The organism is Escherichia sp. E2562, assembly GCF_005781075.1.
Classification (GTDB): Bacteria; Pseudomonadota; Gammaproteobacteria; order Enterobacterales; family Enterobacteriaceae; genus Escherichia.
Genome location: NZ_VATM01000003.1, coordinates 321,175 through 339,768, shown reverse-complemented (window position 1 = coordinate 339,768; position 18,594 = coordinate 321,175). Strand labels below are relative to the sequence as shown.

Here is an 18,594-nt window from a genome sequence, read left to right as displayed (position 1 = left end):
TCCTCCAGTTCCCTGTCTGGAGTATAGGCACGGTTAAAAAGTTTTCACCACTAAATTCAGCCGATTGCGAGATATCTTAAAGGCCTGGCAGAAGCGACCCAACAAAGTCTCCGCAATTCATAATTGTAGGCACCGCACCTTGCCAGAAGTTGATCTGATTATCGCGAATACAGGCGCCGCAGTGACCACGGCTACGCGGCGCTACCCTGGGCAGCCACGCGGCGAATCACCTTATGTTCGGCAAGTAGCTGATATTGCGAGAATCCCTATTCGTTATTGATTATCGACATGCTTTTGTCGTCCTCTGGTGTTGCCCGGGAAGTGTAGAGAATGGCTGAGCGGGGCCCGGAGTGTGACAAAGGTTACATATCTCTGAAGACAACGCTGAAATTTTCAGCACTTAGCGAGGCAGGCACAAGCTGGCGCTTGCATGGTGGCGCGTGACAGGTATAATCCACAACGTTTTCCGCATACCTCTTCAGTGCCGAAGTGGCGAAATCGGTAGACGCAGTTGATTCAAAATCAACCGTAGAAATACGTGCCGGTTCGAGTCCGGCCTTCGGCACCACATCGTATGCAAATCGAGTCGCTCAAGGGCGGCTTTTTTTGTGTCTGAAATCCAGTAGTTATCTACCTTTTTCGCTATTTTAACTCTCTCAGGGGCAACCTATATCAACGAACATCTACAAACACATGTTGGTACAGATGATGGTATTTCCGGTTCGAAAATGCTTGTACCTACAGGCAGGGGATAAGCATGGCGTTAACAGATATCCAGGTCAGAACAGCCAAGCCAACGGATAAGCAATACAAACTGACCGATGGCAGCGGTATGCACCTGCTTGTTCCTCTTAATGGTTCTGAGTATTAGCGTTTGCAGTACCGTTCTGCAGGTAAGCAGATCAGTTTAGTAAACGTTCTTTTCAGATATAATCTGGTGATAATTTACTCTGCAAAAACAGGACGTAATATTGAATAGCTCTGAAGACGATTTGCTTGAAGTGGCGTGGTATTTGTCGAAGTACGGTAAATCTCAACCACCCGCAGGACTGGGTGTTCAGAAATGGAAAGAGGCTTTTGCCTTGTTTTATCCTCGATTTGGAGCGGGCAAAACTGCCAGCGAGTTTCACAATAGTCTGAAAAATAGTCGTGACCGTTTTGATTCATGGCTTACTGATGTGCGTGTTGGCTGGCGTGACGAGCAGGGCGCTCCTGTTGCGCTTTCTCATTCAGCGCAGCGTGTGCATAAGCGATTGAGTTTGCTTTCTGATAGTGCAATTGAGCAACGCGTTCTTTCGTTAATATCTTCTGATGGAGATGAACAGGCACAACGTGATTGTCTTGCTATTCAGCAGGATAAAAGTATTGAAGATACCGTACGCGAGCAGTTGATTGCGGCACGATTGGGGCAAGGTGCCTTTCGGAAAAAGTGTCTCATGTTGTATCCGGCTTGCCCTGTTACGGGAACAACTTTTGCGCCTTTACTGCGTGCCAGCCATATAAAGCCGTGGGCTGCCTGCGAGAATGGAAATGAACGTCTTGATCCTTTTAATGGAATTATATTGGCTGCGCATATTGATATTCTATTCGATCAGGGATGGATTTCGTTTGAGAACGATGGGCATTTATTAATTAGTAAGGAGCTGGATATTAGCGTTAAAGAGCAATATTTGTTTCCGGAAAAAATAAAGGCGTTTTCTGTTGAATCGTATTGTTATCTGGAGTGGCATCGGAAGAATTTACTGAGATAATTAAGTTTTGACGAGAATGCCTTTGATATAGGATGTCGCGATTCGTTTGGTAAGGGGCAAAGTACAAAATGAAGATGGTAAAAATATATTCAACAGGAAGCTGTGATGCTGCAACACGTGAAGGTTCGGCGGAAGTTGTGCTGGAATGCGAAGGAAAAATAAAATATCTGACTTTCTCCTACCGTGATACGACCGTAAATAGATGCATTCTCCAGGGCTTAATTGATGGTGTGAATTATTTGAAGAAACCCTGTACCATTGAATTAATCAGTTCATGTGATCTCGGTGTGAAGAAAGCGCAGAAAGGAAAGGGAGTTAATGTTTATTTGCACAAGGAATTATGTGGAATCTTGATAAAGAAAGAGTGTGAATATTCTTTTTCTGTCATGCATGGTGAAGGCAACATTTTGAATGCTTTTATTCGCAAGCATCGGACAAAACAATGGCTCGCGCGCCTGAGCCTGTCAGTAATTCTGAGCCTGTCAGTAATTCTGTGTAACCGCCAATGTATTAAAGGTGATCGCTCAGGCGGTCACCAAACTCGATAATAAAACGGCTCATTGCTAACCGCCAGTTCTGGATCGGCATACTCCATTTTTTCGACGCATCTTTGATCGCCAGATAAATAACCTTTCGTACCGAGTCATCCGTCGGGAACACTTTGCGTTTCTTAATCGCAGCCCGGATCACACTGTTAAGCGATTCGATTGCGTTCGTGGTGTAGATGGCCTTGCGGATATCCGGCGGATAACTGAAGAGCGTATTGAGGTTTTCCCAGTGCGCACGCCAGCTTTTGCTGATTTGCGGATATTTATCGTCCCAGACTTCCGCGAACGCATCGAGCGCCATCAGTGCCGCCTCTTCGGTAGGGGCCTGATAGACAGTCTTCAAGCCGCTGGTGACGGCTTTATAGTCCTTCCAGGACACGTATTTCAGGCTGTTACGCACCATATGGATGATGCACAGCTGGATATGGGTCTGCGGGAAGACGCTGTTTATCGCATCCGGGAAGCCCTTAAGACCGTCCACGCAGGCTATCAGGATGTCCTGGAGGCCACGGTTTTTCAGCTCCGTCAGCACACTCAGCCAGAACTTTGCGCCTTCGTTTTCGGCCAGCCACATGCCCAGCAATTCTTTCTGGCCTTCGGTATTGATCCCCAGAGCCAGGAAGACGGCCTTGTTTATCACACTCCCGTTCTGACGGACTTTTACGACGATACAGTCCATGTAAACAATGGGATACAGCGCATCCAGCTGTCGGTTTTGCCACTCAGTAACCTGTTCTTTTACCGCGTCGGTGACCTTAGATATCAGCGTGGGTGACACATCGGCGTCGTACATTTCTTTGAAGGTGGCGACGATTTCGCGGGTAGTCATGCCTTTGGCGTAGAGGGATAAAATCTGGCTGTCCATCTGAGTAATGCGCGTCTGGTGCTTCTTAATCAGCTGCGGCTCGAAGGTGTTTTCACGGTCACGCGGCGTGTTCAGTTCGATCTCGCTATCATCGCATAACACCGTTTTTGACGAGTAGCCATTGCGGGTGTTTGAACCTGTTTTGGGTGCATTTTTCTCATGCCCGGGGTGGTCAGTCAGCTCCGCATTGAGCACTGTTTCGACGGTTAATTTCGTCAGCATACGGGAAAACTGATTGAGGTCGGCTTCGGTTTTAAGGCACTTAGCCAGTTCAGCCGCCAGTGCTTTAAGTTTCTTTTCGTCCATAATTTGCCTGTCTCCGTTGTTGGAGTGAACATATCAAAAACAGGCAATTACACAATTTTAATTACAGTCTCAATATATCTTGTTTGCACAATGGTCATCTTTTCAATCAAATAACCCCAAGCTTTGCATACGATTCTTTTTTCTCTTTCATGCTGTTATCCAATGGTGCTACTCGCAATGCCGCTTTCAAATAAGCCGCAGCACCAGAGTAATCACGCATTTGCTCGCAAACTAAAATGAGTTGGCTTAACACATGGAGCTTCATTGGAGTTGTCTGGTTTACTTTCTCCAATAGTACTCTTGCTTCAGAATATTTCGCTTCAAGGCCAAGAATAGATGATTCTAAATACATAGTAGTCGCGTTTTCTGCTTCAGCTTGCTTTCGTTGCAACAGCCAGAATTTTGCTTGACTGATATTGCGTAACTGTAGGTTTGCCTTAACTATCAATTCGAACAAAGCCGCTGGTTGAGTCAATTTATCCTCAAGCAATATCCCTTTATTATCTTCTACTACTTTTTCAAAGTCGAATAAGTGATTGGCACGGTACAAGGCAATAAGTTGCTGATGTAAAGCTTGTAGATCTTTACTGCGGCTATACTCCTGCGACGCTAACTGAGCTGCTTTTTGGTAAGATTGATTGGACATTGCTTCAAGTACCGCACTTGACCAGTCCTGATCAGATTTAGTCTGAAAAACGGGAGCAATAGCACCAACTTTTAATTGCTTAGTGGCAGCAGCATCAAATGCATGAATTAAGTCGGAAATAGTGGAAAAGCGATCCTCCGCTCGTTTTTGTAAGCAGGTAAGAACCACTTGCTCCAGGTCTGTGTGAATAGAGCTATTAATCTCTGTCGGAAGCTTGAAAGGTGCGTGGCGCTGAACTTGTGCTGGCGTATCATGGGGCAGCTTTCCTGTCAGCAGCTGGTATAGCAAAACACCTAAGCTATAGATGTCGCCCAATAGTAGCTCTTCCAGGCTGCCTCTACGGCTATCGACGTTGGAGAACTCTGGGGCCGAATACAACACAGTCCCGCCATTTTCTCGGGTACGAACGTAAATTTCTTCTGGTAAAGCTGAGCTGCCAAAGTCCGTCAACTTCACCAGGTCCCGCTCTCCAACCAAAATGTTATGTGGCTTAATATCTCCATGAGATATTGGCACTGGTAGTTCAGCCAAATAATGCACAGCACAGAGCACTTGACGATATATTCTGAACAACCGTTCATAGGTCTGACCAAAATTACGCTGCCTGTCATCGAGCTTTTGCGCCAGAGTTTGGCTGGGAAAATACTCCATTTCAATATAGAACCATTCATTATCTATACGGCCCATATCAAAAATTTGCACAATATTTTCGTGCGGCTCGACGTTTAAAAGCTCTTTACCTTCGGCAAGCTGACGGTCTTCCCGAGTAATATCCTTAGGGATTTTTACTGCGACAATTTTTCCATCTTTCAGGCGTTCCGCCCGCCATACCCAGCCATGGCTGCCATCACCAAGGCATTCAAGTAACAGGTATTTGTCACCAAGGCGTTTATTCGTCCCTGGCAAAAAATGTGCTGATTTTATATTCACATCAACACCTCATAGTGAATTCTGTCCAAAACAATCATGTTCAGATTTTTGATAAATAAAAAGCGACTAAACACCACCTCAACATCAGGAGCGGCGCTTACTTGGGCACCCGTGGACGAAGTAAAACCCATACGGCATATGTCTTTCAGTTTTTGAGTATCAGGTGCACCTACTAAGCCCTGGCTCCAGGCACTGAGGACCAGAGTTTTGGGGGAATTATTCCAGCGCTGTGCTGCTTCCAGTAAGTTTTTTAATTTTTCTTCCAGCTTTTGCTGCCCCTTCGCTGAACCATCAAAGCGTTCAAATTCGATTAAACACACAGGCGATGTAGAAGATTTATGAAACCAGCCCGAGTCAGAGCGAATATCAGCACCAAATGTCCCTGGAGCCGGGCATTCCACTACCGCCATAAATGACTGTTCATGCCCGAATGTATTCCAAACGCTACAGCCCAGGCTGTGGACCAATACATCCTGGTCCAATAGCTTACCGCTTGCTAAAAGTGGAAACGTCTCATTTACCCAGGCAACTTCAGGCATAGGCACCTTAGCCACTGAAAGAGCCCCAAACACGCAGTACCTCTGGTGATTCACCACCGTGAATTAATGCCTTACTACCAACTTTAACAAGCAGTGGTGCAGGGATTGAACGACCACACACCAAAGCTTCACCGGTTGATAAACTCGGGAGTTCCTCCAGATCAGCTTTGCTCACCATATCTGATGCTTTAGCTATAAATCGTTGATCGTCTGGGTTCTTTAAGCGCATCGTAATTAGCGTATTGCACTGAGAGGTCACATCTGAATCTAATTTCGATGGACGCTGGCTCACAATGCCAAATCCAACACCAAATTTACGACCTTCACCGGCGATCTTTTTAATAATGCGGTGACTGACTGCGTTGCCGCCGGCCGGGGCAAAATTATGGCCCTCTTCGTAAATGATAAAGCATGGGCGCAGCGGGTCCGTTTTGCTCGAAGCTGCTTTTAATATTTCACTAGATAACAGTGCACAAATGACTTGCTTAGCGGTATCACTCAAACCTTGTAAGTCAACAACGACTAAACGCCCCTGTTGATTGCTCGGGCGTCCCACCATTTTGTAAATATCAGTTGGCTCAGCCATTGTTGCACTGTAAAAACTTTTGGCTTCATTAAGCACGCGTGAAAGCTTCATCGAGGCGACGGCGGCACTACGGCCTGATAACGCCTTAGACTCAGCTTCAGAAAGGTCGTCCCACTCTTTTAACTCTTCAATACCATCACCTAATAAGAAGCGTAGGCGGTTAATATCTCGTGGCTCAGTCTTATCTGCAGAGCGCCAATAACGAATTGCAACATCGAGTACTCGTTGCTGCGGTTCCGTTAAGCCAGGTAATATTTCAGCAATATCGTCCATTTCAAAATGGTCAAACTGAAGCGCTAATGGCGTATTCTTACTGGCGTATTTATGTTTAAAAGATTCGTGCTGCGGCGAGTAAACCTGAATACCTGCACCGGCGGCCTGCAGCTTTTCAAAGGTCTGTTTTATCAGTGGCAGTGCTTCTTGATCACGCTTATCGTCAGTGGCTTCTAAGAAGCTTGAGAATTGCAGATTACCGCCAGCGAGGGCTTTACCGTATTCACCATGTGGGTCAAATACTACTACCGTACCGTTATTAACTGCGACTAAACGCTCAATAATGCGGCCAACTGTATAAGACTTACCTGAACCCGTCATTGCCAGAACAGCCAAATGCTCAGTGACCAACTTGTTCACGTCAATAAAAACAGGAACTGTATTCTCGCCTTTGTCGTAGCCTACTAAGTTACCCAAGTGCAAACTGGAATGTTCATTAAATTCGTAAAAATCACTCAAAAACTGAAAATCGACGGTTTCAACAGCAGTACCCGGGTTAAGTGGGCGACGTGGAATTTTGATTTGACGAGTAACAGGATCGCGGTAACCAACCAGCTCGACCTGAGCAAACATATTCTCACCAGTTACATTCGCACCGGGCAAAAGCTCAAGCTCGGTTACACCATCGCCAAAGCCGGCGTTGTAGAGCATATTGGTACGACTGATCTTGGTCACTCGCCCCAGTACGGCGACTTGCCCTTCATCTTTGCGTTCCTGGTGCATAATGCGTACAAACTCACCACGGCGTACTGAAAACGAGTCTTGCACAACCATAGTTAACTGGCTGGCATCACCTGTGTTACCGACTAATTTACCTAAAACTTTATAAGCCATTATTCAATCCCTCATCGAGGCCTGCCAACCACCCGGCCTCAATATCATTATTCTTTAGTGCTTGGTGTAAACCCTGGCGATAAAACGTAGCAAATTTAGGTAAAATACCAAGCTGTTGATAGCCAAGTAATTGTGGCAACGGCATTGCATTACCTTTGTTTTGCATATCCAGCACCATCAGGCGAGAGGCAACTAAATCGAGATCAGCACTTTTCCATTCTGGTTCGTCACCCGCTAATTGCACCATTTTTATCTGTCCGCCTCGGGCACTACGGAAGTGAAAACCAATTAGACCTTGTTTAGCTTCAATGTTGGGTTCAATGCGCTTTTCTTGTTCAGACAAACGAAATGCGATGGTGCGCGAATAGTTGCCTAAAATGCCATTGATAAATCGCAAATCCCCCACGCCAACCAAACTTTCATCCAGTCCTTCCAGATTTTGCATCAACTCTTTAGAAAACCCATCAGATGCTAAAATTTGTTTGCGGCCTTGTTCGGTACGTAAATCTTGTTTAGCGATACTTACAATGGCACTAAAGCGCTCAGCCAAAATGCTCGCAAGTACTACACCATTTTGATTCCAGGGAAAAATTCTGGAGCGATGGTTTTGCCAAAAAGTTTCTATCACTTGTCTGGTTTTTTCGTACTCTTGTTTATGACGGACATTTCGCTCCAGCGGAGCCATATCCCGTGCTAAAAACAACGGCGTATCCAGCAAAATTAAATCGCCAGGCTCATAACTTAAAAGTTTTTTCTCAACTAACTGATAAGCCTGACGAATTTCAATTAAATCAAGCCGTTTACGCTGAGCTTCAAAATCAATATCATCCAGTTCTGATACCGAGTCGCTACCCACCGTGCTGACTTTATTATCATCTATTAGCAAATCTGTGCGCACTGCTGCACTAGCATAAATAAAACCACCCAATACCTTGTCTAAGCACGATTTAGTCGCAATACCGGCTACGCGTAAATTAACGATTGTGGGCTTGGGGACCGCTTTCACTAAGCCAGCATCACGGAACAGCGGCGCCACTTGCTCAATATCACGGACCTGTTTAAGCAAGCGTCCTGCACTTCCCGGTAAGCGAAGCTGGCTATCGATGGCGAGCGATTGCGCTAAATTCATCGTTTTGTTCTCATTCATGCTTATAGCGTTCCTGTGTGTAGCTGCTCGCTAAGTAATGGGGCATAAGCCCAATATTGCGAGGCTTGTAGGCATGTTTTACCGGTAGCTGTTATGCCCGCATCGTCGATAAAATCGTGCTGCCGCAACATCTCACCCCGCTTGACAATATCAAGGCTATTAACATCAAACATCAGCTTAACCGCATTATGCTCAGACAACGCTTGTAAGCTCATGCCACCACCAGCGTAGAGTAATAGCAATACAACCAGATCGTGCTTATCTGGTGTGTAGTCAGTTGATGGCGCTTTAGGTTGGATTATTCGTTCAGCAATGCCTGCATGGTCCACAAACCAATTCAACCAGCTTACCAGGATCTCACTATGATCGAGTAAAGTCAGCGACCACAAAGGTAACGTGGTAAAGGCTAATAGCCCACTGTTGCTGTGTTTTCGTATGTAGCGGGTATGCACTACATCACCGGCCTGGTGCTGGTGGCGATCTGCACTGCCAGTAAAGCCAGCAATAGCTTGGTCTGTTTCACTGGCTAGCAAAGCGGTTAGCTCCGGTTCCTGCACCCTCAAGATAGCTGGTACTAACTGCCAATCCAGTGGGGAGGGCAATTGCGCTAATAAGGTAAATTGTTCTGCTTTCAGGTTTATTACCAAAGCGGCACAACCTGCCTGCATAGCCCAGTGATACAGGTGCTGCATAGTATTAGCGTCAGTCAACTCTTCTGCTTGCACTATTAACAAACCGCTGGCTGGCGGCGAGCTAATCCAATCCTTCGTTAAGGGGGTAGCCCCCGCAACAGTTTGCAAAAAACGGCCTTTACGATTACTGGCCAGTGCCGCAGATAAATAAAGACTCATCGCGTCACCTCTATAAACCAGTGGCAAAGGTAAGGCGCATTTTTACAATGCCTTTGTCTACAAGTCCTTTCTGTTGCTCAGGTGTTAACACGGGTTCCTGATTTTGGCTCAAAGCCTGATAAATCGGTTGCCAATCCGCCAGTGTTAAGCCTGTATCTTTTAGTATTTGCTCACCTTGACTCTGCCATTTGGCCTGGGTGCTTTCACACACCTGTTGAAGTTCTCTGACACCCAAATTGCTCACATCCTCCAGAGTCAACGCTGCTGGTTCCGCTTGCTTTTGAGAAGCCAATAGCGGTTTTAATAACGGCAGCCAGCTGTTTACCTGCGCGATGGAGTTGCGTCTTACTTGGTTTAGACGCTCTTCAATTTTAAGTAGCTGGCCTTGAATCGGTGTAAGTTGACCGCGTGCCGGTTTTAAAAGCTCTTCTGGTAAATCCCGTAACGATGAAAACTGCCCATTGCGCAAACTGTTTTGCATACTTTGACGCTTGCTTTCGGCATCGTTGGGGAGATCGGCAATAGCGTCTTCAATGAGCTGTAATTTCATTACCAGTTTTGGTAGCTCTGCAATGTCATCAGCGTACTCATACTCAGCCGTGGCGCTACTGAGCCATTTTTGCAGCTGTTGGACGCGTTGGTTTTGCACTGCTAGGTTATTAACCAGCTTACTAAATCGTTCTTTGCAGTTGCGGTAGCTGGACAAAATATGCCCCTGAATCTCCGCTATCGGCAACTGTTGATCATTGTGCAGGTTTAAACCCACTTCTTGCGCTAAGGCTGAAAGCTTGTCATGCGCTCTACCTAAATCGAGTTTACGCAGGTAATGCAGTAAGGTATCGCTATCTGCTTGCTGCTCTTTTCGGCCAGTGGCACTGCTGGTATCGTCTTTTAACGCTCCGTCTAAAATATGACCTATGGTGCGCAGCGTGTTGGTGTACAGTCGTTTCGGGAAATTCGTCAGCGGGGCACACTCTGTTTCAACATCTATGATTAAATCAACGAGTCGGTTGTTGATACGCTCAGCGCTGCGCTCAACAAACTCGGCAAATAAACAGGCCTGTTCAATCCGTTGATAAAGCGAGGTCGTTTTGTCTTCTAAGCTGAGAATATGGGCATCTTTTAGCATAGGCCTGGAACTATTAAGCGGTTTAACCTTTGCTACCAGCTCCAGCACTTCAGCACGTTTGTGGATAAGCCCTGCCAATACTTTCGTGTCGTTGGCTTCGACCATATCAGCCAGTTGTTCTTCTTGCTGTTTGAGCACGTTAAATAGCGATTGTGCTTTTTCCAGCTGCTCTTTAGCTTCCACGGTGACGAAACCCAGCTTATTTTTACCCAGTGGCGCGAACATTTCATTAATGCGTGCATAACCATACACGCGGCTCATGACTTCCACATTGGCTGCGTAGCTGCCCATATCGTTACCGCGGAACCAGTTTTGCGCTTCTCTAATAGCATTTTCTAAGCGGGAGCGCGGGTAGTGCTCCCAAATTGCCTGTTTTTCTGTTGGATTGGTTAAAGTGAGTAAGTTCAGCTCTCCACACCACCACATCCAGTCATTAAACACGCCTTTAGCGGTAACACTCGTTTCAGCCACATAGGCGAAATAAAACTGTTGCTTAAAGCCTTCGAATTGCCACTTGTGCTTTTTATTAGGGTGAGCAATACGGGATAAAAATAATGGGATCTGCGCCTGGCTTCGCTGCACATTATTAAGTTCAGTAAATAGCCCGGCATGTTCATCGGCCGTGTAGCCTTTGGCAATATAGCTGCCCGGCACCTTAAGTTTATCCAACAAGCTGCTCAGCTCATTCACTGGCACGCCGTGTTGCTGCTGTAAATCGAGAATGCCATTTAACTCAGGGTGAGCAATGGCCAGCTGATACCAGCCTTTAAACAACAGGTCTCGGTCATTTGGTGATAATTTACCATCTACCTTTAATGGCCAGGCAATTAAACCGCGCTGCTGCAAACGCTGGCGCCACTTGTGAATGGCATCCGTGGCAAAGGTTGTTAGGGCATGTAGCTTGTTTTTGAATTTCGCGGTAAAGCTGTCGGCAGTTAAATTCACGCCGTGCAACTGGCATGCTGCCAAACTTAAGCCAATACGCTCTAACTGGTCTGCTTCGCTTGGGTTGACATAATGCAGCAGTATCGCATCACGCAACTCATTTCTTTCATCCAGTCGGCTGTATTGCTCCATGAGATGTGCAGATGCGGTTAACGCTAATACTGGCGTGCGACCATTTTGGTGGCTGTGGTTTGCCGCAAAGGTGTGAAGATTGTTCAGCTCAATTAGGTTGCTGACCCAGGCAAACAAGGCTTTACCTTCTGGGTGAAGCTTAAATCCATCCAGGGTAAGTAAACCACCTTGGCGGCCACGGGGCTCGGTTAAAATGGCCAAAGGTGCATCGTCGCTGCCCGCTTTATTACTCAGTAAGTTTTCATCATAGGTCCAGTTGTTATCCAGTAATCTCACAAAACCCGTTACACGAGCTAATAGCTTGATGAGCGGCTTCTGGCTACTTTGTTTGCTAAGTTCACTCATTGCCTGTTCATGAGCGTCGCCCATGGCGGGATCTTTAAAAATCAGTGAGTTTTGCTGGGCACTGCGATAGCGCAAATCCAGGCGCAGTAACATCGCCACACTGGGGCCAATATGCGTTGCTTCGCTGGCGTCCAGTTCGGTAGTTTCACCCACTAACTTGTGCCATAAGGCATCGGCAGCGAATTCAATCGCTGGGTGGTCATACAGCAAGCTGAGTAAGTATTTAAACTCACCTTTTGACAGAGGTAGTAATACCGCGCCTTTATCGCCGCTTGCGGCTTGTTCTTTAATTGAAAAAGTACGCAGGTTATCCAGCAAAGTATCTAAGTTCAGTGCTTGATCTACTGCAGGGTAGTACCATTCATCTTTATCGCGGCGGAATTTGGCTTGCTCCAGGGCTTGTCGGCACTGTAGGCGGTCAATGCTCAGTTTGCGGTAATGAGCGGCTATGGGTTCCAGATCTTCGTTTTTCAGCGCCAGCAATTCTGTGGCATAGCCCATTTCAGCTAAGCGCACGGGTAATTGGCCGTAGAGCAAACTACGACATTCGGTCAATAGCGCCTGGTCGCGAGTTTGAATGCCTTCTATCGCCCCTTTATCCAGCACATGCCTGGCTACGCGGCCAGAGCCTGCCAGCACAGCTTCAAATAAATCGCCCACATCCTTGATACTGCGGCCTGCTTGTTGGTATTGGCTCAGCACTGCATCCACATTAGCCATGACCACGTTAAACCAACCGAAGTTGGCACCACTCATGGCGTATGCAGCTTCCACTAAACCAGCAGGGTAATTAAAACCCAGCTTGCCGTCTTTTAAGAGGCTTGCCACATAGTCTGATACATCGGCAAAGGCATTATGCTCAAGTTCCACTAACTCAAAGCGGCGTGCGACCGATTGAATTTCACGCAATTGCTGGCCAAGCAGTGGTGAACACAGCGCCACATAGCGCAACCATGGAAGTTTACGACGAGGGTCTTCCTCTTTAATTGCTTTACCAATCAGGCGAATGGCCTGGCCATCGAGGCGTTTATCTTGTTCATCTTCCAGGCCAAAGGTGGCGGCTTCTGCAACGGTTTCCAGCTCATCCAGCACCACCAACATATACTGCACGCCAAAACTCTTTAATACTTTATAGGCGGCTTGCACCAAACTGACTACCAGCGTTTGGTCAGTATAGAGGTCTTCTTCGCTGTGGTTGGCGTTCAGCTGTAAGGCATCTGCTAACAGTTCAGATTTAAAGCCAAATGGCATTAAGCGTTCATAGGCTTGTTTGGCAATTTCACTTTGAATCGATCCATCAAAGGTTTGGGTGGCCAGTGGTAATAGCGCCTGATATAAACCAAAAGCAAACCAGTTATCCGAGTTTTGATAATCTGATGCCACTTGCGAGTAGCGAATGTAGAGCGCCAGGTATTTGTCTTGCGTGTCGCGATTAAACAGCTGCTTATCGTGCAGTTGGCCTTGCTCGTCGCGGACAAACCAACCCCTTGAACAGTCGTTAATTTGTGCGACCAATTCATGGCCTAAACGTGATTTCCCCCGGCCCCATTCGGCTTCGACGGCAAACACATGGGCAAAGCGATCATCGTCGTGATCCACCGTATGCAAAAAGGTTTGAAAGCGTTTAAAAAAGCGGCTCTGGCCCACTAACGGGTCGCGAGGTGGATAATCTGATACACCCGTCGCCGCCCAGCGATGTTGTTTTGCCAGGCTATCAACCATCTGTTCGTTTAATTCAAAACTCATAACGACGATCCTTGAAGGTTTATTCTATTGGCGGCGCGTTTTTTATTGGCATAGCAGTTTTGCGCCAGTTGCTTAATGGCCCGTTGTAACGTTTGGCTTTTGTAGCCAAATAGTGGTGCTAACGGCAGGCTATAACAGGCATCGCTGAAGCTTGTATGAATTCGATATTGGCCGGACTCACCACGACCCGCCTCGGTAAATTGCCAGATTTTTTTTGCCAACAATTCGGCAATGAATGAGCTCAGGACGCGGTTTAGGCGGTTGATGCTTTCCGTGTTCGCATCGAGTGCCGGATAGAGGGGGATATTGAGCTCACCGAGCAGAAGCACAAGAAACTCGGCCAAACTACCCAGACTCACCTCATCACCTTCAATGCCTTGTACCGCCACATTTATTTGACCGGGGGCAAAGGCATTTTGCCCGGCAGGTAAGGTGAGCAACAAACCGCCACGTTGCTCGGCAGCCCAGGCATCTTGCACAAAGACAATGAGACTGAGTAAAAATAACCAGGGCTGTTGGGCGAATAGCTCGGTAAGCGGCACGTTGTCATGACCCGAGCGGGACACCAATAACCAATCGGCATTAGGTTTCAGGTCATGTTCATTAAGCAATGTATTGGGGAGTGCTAACAACCGCCCACTACACCAGTTATTTGTCAGTTGTTTTGCGGTGACATCCACCGCTTGTATAGGTGCCGGTGGTTCATTTTGTTCGCTCACGGTAAACAGGGTATGGCTGGTGCGCAAAATACGGCATAGAGCGGGAATGGCAGCATTGTCGTTTAGGCTATGACCGAGCAAATCGCGTTCGGTTTGTGCCAGAGGGCCGGCAATGATTTGCGGCGTGGTGGCAGTGCTTTCCAGCTGGGCTAAGACCCATTCACTGGCATTGCCCAGTTGCTGAATGAGTTTAACCAATACCATTGGGTCACTCATCGCGCCAGCTTCCTGGCAGCGAGCGGCGGCTAAATTTATCCAATGTTGGCGAACATCTGGGTTTAAGCCCAACACCGCTAATTGCCATTCACCCGACTGGCTTAAATCACTAAAGGCATCAAGTAATGGTGCAGTGAGGCTAAAGGCGCTAATGATATCCGTTTCAGCGTCTTTCTTTTTCGGCTGTATTATTGGTTGTAACAGTGACCTGAGGGCAGGCACAGCCGCCAGTAACAACGCTGCTTTACTGGCGGTTAAACCGCCTTGCTGCCAAAGCTGCAGGCAGAGGTCAAGTGCCACTTCGCTATTTACGGGGGCGTTATTTTGCCTGGTTGTAATGCTGTCCATGCCCCTTGTCTCCATTTTTACTCTTCAGCCTCCGCTTGCGCCGCCTCTTCCAGCAAACTGTATAACTCATCCACATCGCTAAATAGCGGTGTGGCGCCTTCTATGGCATAACCCTCAGCGCTCAGTTTACTTAAAATCGCCTGATCTAAGCTGTTGTCGCCATCTTCCAGGGCTTGTTGGGCCTGGATTAATTGTTGCTCAGTCAGTTGGCCTTCGATGAGGGCTTCGACCAGGGTTTTGGCGGCGTTCACTTGTTGTGCAGCGGCGAAGTATGCTAATTGAGCATTTTCAATCCATGATCCCATTATCTGATGGTCCTGATGTATTGGGAGTACTAAATCATATAAATCATATTGGTCGATCCGAGGATGAGTCGAGCCGCTTGCAACTGGTTTGAGCTGTTGCAGCGTAATATCTGATTTCAATACCCCGTATAAATACCAATTACTTGTAGCACCTGTTGCTTTCACACAAAGAAGTTCGGTCGAACCAACAGCGCCAGCAAGCGATTTAGGGATATAGCTAACTTTGTTTAGATACGGACGCAGCTTGGCGACAACAGGCCCTTCGGATAGCAGCCTTGACGTACCAGTAACATCGCTCTCCCTAATAGTCGAAGGTGAAAGTGCACAACTATTTGAACTGATTGAATCTAGCCCAATATATTTTGTTTGAGGTGAGTAGCTAGAACAGGTTGGTCCCTCTATAGTTGCAATTTCCCTTAATTTTACGGCACCAAGTTTCTTTAAATATAAGCGTATTCTCAATCGTTCTTCATCAAAAGCTCCAGGATTCAATGTGTACGAAATATCTTCCACTGGTGCTTTCGAATACTTCTTACCAGTTCGTTTATCCTCAAATACCTCTGGATAATTTTCTGTGAGCTTCTGGTGGAACTGATTCTCCAACCGCTTCGCCCAAGCGCGCAGCTGCTCGGCTTGGCGAACTTTATCCCCTATGTATTTTTGAGCTTTTTCTTTAAACTCAATAACGGGAATTGAGTACAGTGCATCTTTTGCAATGTAGTTAATGATTGTGTTGCTAGTTAGGCGATTCTTTAGGATTTGACCATCTTTCGACTTTAAAAATGCGAGCACATAATGTGAATCTACTCTTCTGGGGTTCAAAGTAGCTTTATACAAAGACCCACTTATCATCAAATTTTTTGGGAACGCTGAAGGGACAATACCCACTTTTGATACATTACCTTTAACTTCGACTAAAATCTCGCCAGCTTTTCCTAACCCTTTAGGATATTGATCTTTGTAGTACAGAGGAAGTTTATCAGCATCTTCGAAATTGATTGAACCATTGGCATCAATTTGTGTTGGGGATAAAAAAGGAAGTACCTCGGAATCTTTTAATCCGTTAATAGAATCTGTACCGTGGTAAACCACTCGATAGCCTTCGTCAACCAGGTCCCCAAAAGTAGTAACCGTACCTTTGGTTTCCATCTTCTTCAACGTGCTCAATGCTGCTGGGTTATAGTATTCAGCATCGAGTCGGTCATTGATTTCTTGTAAAACTCGGACTTTGTACATAACTATTCACCCCGCTTATAAGCCGACACAATCTTATCCAGATCGTTAGCGACACCGGCGTTATAGTCTTCAATGTTGTTTTTCACCACGTAGCCCAAGGTTTCAGCCACTGCCATAAACACGTCGGTTTGTGGCTCGGGCAAAAATTGCTCTGGCTGGTTGGGGTTAGCATGGCGTTTTTGTAAATACAAAATCGAGGTTTTGGCCCCCGTGCCGGAGAGTTTAAAGCAGTCGCTCGGCAATGAAATTACTGCTTTTACAATAGCTTTACCGCCAACAAACTCGCCGGTTTTTTCGTCTTTTTTCCCCATAATGTACTCACGGACATAACGGTCGCCGGAGTTACATAAAATACCATCAGGCAGCACTATTAACAGACGGCCGCCGGGTTTAAGCAGTTGCAGGCAGCGGTCGATAAAAAGTACTGCTGGGTCAATAGTGGCACCTACCGGTTGCCAGTTGCCCTTGCTATCGGGTTTACTGCCCAGCGCGAGCCCTGCGGTTGAAGGCTGCAGGCTGTAAAACGGCTTTTTATCTGTACCGCCTGTTCTGCGCAAATCTGTACGATAGCCCGCCCATTTAGGCTCGCCGTTTTCATCCAGCTCTAAATCACCGATATCCTGCCACTTCATTTTCACGTGGTCATACCAGGCGTTGTAGCTATCAACGACTTTTTTGGTCGGACGAAAACCACCGAGCACTTGCTCCATATTGGCTTCGTAATTGGCTTTTGAGTTTTGACCATTTTTGCCTTTATCAAATTTAGGCGTACCGAACGGCGGGTTGGTGCAAATAAGGTCAAAGCTATTCGGCTTCAGGGCGTTAGTAGTGAGTGAGTTGTCGGTATAGAAAATCTGCGCTTTGGGAGCACCTTGCAATGCCATATTCACGCGGGCCAGCATTACCATGCGTGGTGCAGCATCGGCACCGGTAAATGCACAGTCGCGTAATTTCTGTTTCAATGATTCTTTTTTATCGTCGGCCAGCACCAGCTTAAAATCGATCCATTTATCAATCTGGCTTAACGCCACCGAGCCAAAACCAAAGGAGCCACAGGTGGGATCGCAGAAACGAAAATCGCCATTGGCTAAGCGCGATCGCATTTCATCGTCATCGTCGATGTCGTGCATAGCAATTTCTAGCATGGCCTGTTTTACTGGGTTAGGTGTTAAATAAACGCCAAGGCCACCTTTGGATTCAAAGTTAGCGCGTAGGAATACATCAAACACTCTGCCGAGTAAATCTCCTGACACATCAGCCAACGTGCCGTGTTCTTTAGCGATTTTGCCGTCGTTGGTTTTTACCGGACCCAGGTTTTGTATTGCTTCCAGCAAATCCTGATAGTTTTTCGCAACAGACAGCCGCAGGTGTGTTTCTTTACTAAAGATGGGGTTACGTGAGCCATCATCTGAGATCACAACGTAGTTTTCGTGGTTTTTAAATTCCTCAAAGGCGGCTTTGATTTGGGCAACGGCTTTATCGCCGTGGCTCTCCACATATTGCCAATCAAAGACATCACGAAAACGCAGGGTATTTCCCTCATCATCTTTAAAGGTAAGGTCTTCATCGTGATGCAGGCGGAAAGTTTCTAAAAACAGAAGCTTAGCTACTTCCTCAATAATGTCGTTCTTGTCGTTTACCTTGTCTTTGGTAACGCGATAAACATTTTCATGGAAGGCATCAAATCGCTGCATTAAGCGTGTATAAACACGCATCGACCAGCGAAAGGTTGGATCACGCTCCATGCGATCAAAGCTACGTAATTCTTCCAGACCTGGCAGGGTATCTGCACCGTGGGTACCGTCAGATCCATCGGCACCGAACAAGGCCAAAATACGTTGGTTCAAGCCATCGTCCACAACGGCATATACTGGCCAGTCACCTTCGATATCACTTAACAGCTGATAGGCTAAATCATCAAACTTTGCAGTGTCAGCGGCGTATTCCCAATGGCCTTCTGTCAGCGCAATCAACATGACTGGTGGCGTTAAGTTGCCTTCAACCAGGCCTTGAATGAGACCAGCCTTGGCGAATTCATGCTCGGGTAATTCGACCAATGGCTGAGTAAACTCGGAGTGCTGTTTGACCAGTTTATTGAACAGTGCTTCTAGCTGCTGTTGCGGGTCTTGTTTTTTTGCTTCTTTTGCCATGATGTTTTCTAAAATCCTTTAATACAGCCAATGGTTACTACAAATGC

12 protein-coding genes, 1 tRNA gene and 2 pseudogenes are annotated in these 18,594 nt (G+C 46.7%); 4 read left to right on the top strand and 11 right to left on the bottom strand.

Going from position 1 to position 18,594, the window contains the following annotated elements; genetic code table 11:
* Positions 1-103: 103 nt before the first annotated feature.
* Positions 104-290: pseudogene (locus FEK43_RS23000) on the bottom strand (alcohol dehydrogenase); the annotation flags it as partial.
* Positions 291-483: 193 nt separating this feature from the next.
* Here FEK43_RS23000 and FEK43_RS05500 point away from each other — a divergent pair.
* The 4 genes and pseudogenes from FEK43_RS05500 to FEK43_RS05485 all read left to right on the top strand — a co-directional run bounded on the left by FEK43_RS05500 (position 484) and on the right by FEK43_RS05485 (position 2,299).
* A tRNA-Leu gene (locus FEK43_RS05500) sits at positions 484-568 on the top strand.
* A 189-nt stretch (positions 569-757) separates the two neighbouring features.
* Positions 758-868, top strand: a pseudogene (locus FEK43_RS05495) (Arm DNA-binding domain-containing protein); the annotation flags it as partial.
* Between the two features lie 103 nt (positions 869-971).
* Positions 972-1,751, top strand: coding sequence for an HNH endonuclease (locus tag FEK43_RS05490; protein ID WP_131161319.1), 780 nt, complete (start codon positions 972-974; stop codon positions 1,749-1,751).
* 68 nt (positions 1,752-1,819) lie between these two features.
* A complete protein-coding gene (locus tag FEK43_RS05485; protein ID WP_240780247.1) occupies positions 1,820-2,299 on the top strand; it encodes a hypothetical protein in 480 nt (159 codons plus the stop codon).
* Here the strand turns inward: FEK43_RS05485 and FEK43_RS05480 are convergent.
* The 10 genes from FEK43_RS05480 to FEK43_RS05435 form a co-directional block, all read right to left on the bottom strand.
* Complete coding sequence (locus FEK43_RS05480) at positions 2,262-3,470, bottom strand: IS256 family transposase (protein ID WP_135408774.1); 1,209 nt, start codon at positions 3,468-3,470, stop codon at positions 2,262-2,264. The genes FEK43_RS05485 and FEK43_RS05480 overlap by 38 nt on opposite strands.
* Before the next feature lie 106 nt (positions 3,471-3,576).
* On the bottom strand, positions 3,577-5,046 hold the full coding sequence (locus FEK43_RS05475) for a serine/threonine-protein kinase (protein ID WP_135408775.1): 1,470 nt from the start codon (positions 5,044-5,046) through the stop codon (positions 3,577-3,579).
* Positions 5,043-5,585, bottom strand: coding sequence for a hypothetical protein (locus FEK43_RS05470; RefSeq protein WP_240783060.1), 543 nt, complete (start codon positions 5,583-5,585; stop codon positions 5,043-5,045). The genes FEK43_RS05475 and FEK43_RS05470 overlap by 4 nt, the downstream gene beginning before the upstream one ends.
* Positions 5,586-5,592: 7 nt before the next feature.
* On the bottom strand, positions 5,593-7,278 hold the full coding sequence (locus FEK43_RS05465; RefSeq protein WP_131161316.1) for an ATP-binding protein: 1,686 nt from the start codon (positions 7,276-7,278) through the stop codon (positions 5,593-5,595).
* Positions 7,268-8,425 carry a hypothetical protein gene (locus FEK43_RS05460; protein ID WP_024223197.1) on the bottom strand — a complete coding sequence of 386 codons (1,158 nt, stop codon included), beginning with the start codon at positions 8,423-8,425 and terminating at the stop codon, positions 7,268-7,270. Before FEK43_RS05460 ends, FEK43_RS05465 begins: the two co-directional genes overlap by 11 nt.
* Positions 8,426-8,427: 2 nt before the next feature.
* On the bottom strand, positions 8,428-9,276 hold the full coding sequence (locus FEK43_RS05455; protein WP_135408778.1) for a hypothetical protein: 849 nt from the start codon (positions 9,274-9,276) through the stop codon (positions 8,428-8,430).
* Positions 9,277-9,286: 10 nt separating this feature from the next.
* Positions 9,287-13,573 (bottom strand): hypothetical protein, encoded by a 4,287-nt coding sequence (locus tag FEK43_RS05450; RefSeq protein ID WP_135408780.1) that lies wholly within the window; start codon positions 13,571-13,573, stop codon positions 9,287-9,289.
* The gene (locus FEK43_RS05445; RefSeq protein WP_135408782.1) at positions 13,570-14,856 is read right to left on the bottom strand and encodes a hypothetical protein; all 1,287 of its coding nucleotides are present in this window, start codon (positions 14,854-14,856) and stop codon (positions 13,570-13,572) included. The genes FEK43_RS05450 and FEK43_RS05445 overlap by 4 nt, the downstream gene beginning before the upstream one ends.
* Before the next feature lie 17 nt (positions 14,857-14,873).
* Complete coding sequence (locus FEK43_RS05440; protein WP_138158455.1) at positions 14,874-16,397, bottom strand: restriction endonuclease subunit S; 1,524 nt, start codon at positions 16,395-16,397, stop codon at positions 14,874-14,876.
* A gap of 2 nt (positions 16,398-16,399) precedes the next feature.
* On the bottom strand, positions 16,400-18,547 hold the full coding sequence (locus FEK43_RS05435) for an N-6 DNA methylase (RefSeq protein ID WP_135408785.1): 2,148 nt from the start codon (positions 18,545-18,547) through the stop codon (positions 16,400-16,402).
* Positions 18,548-18,594 lie beyond the last annotated feature (47 nt).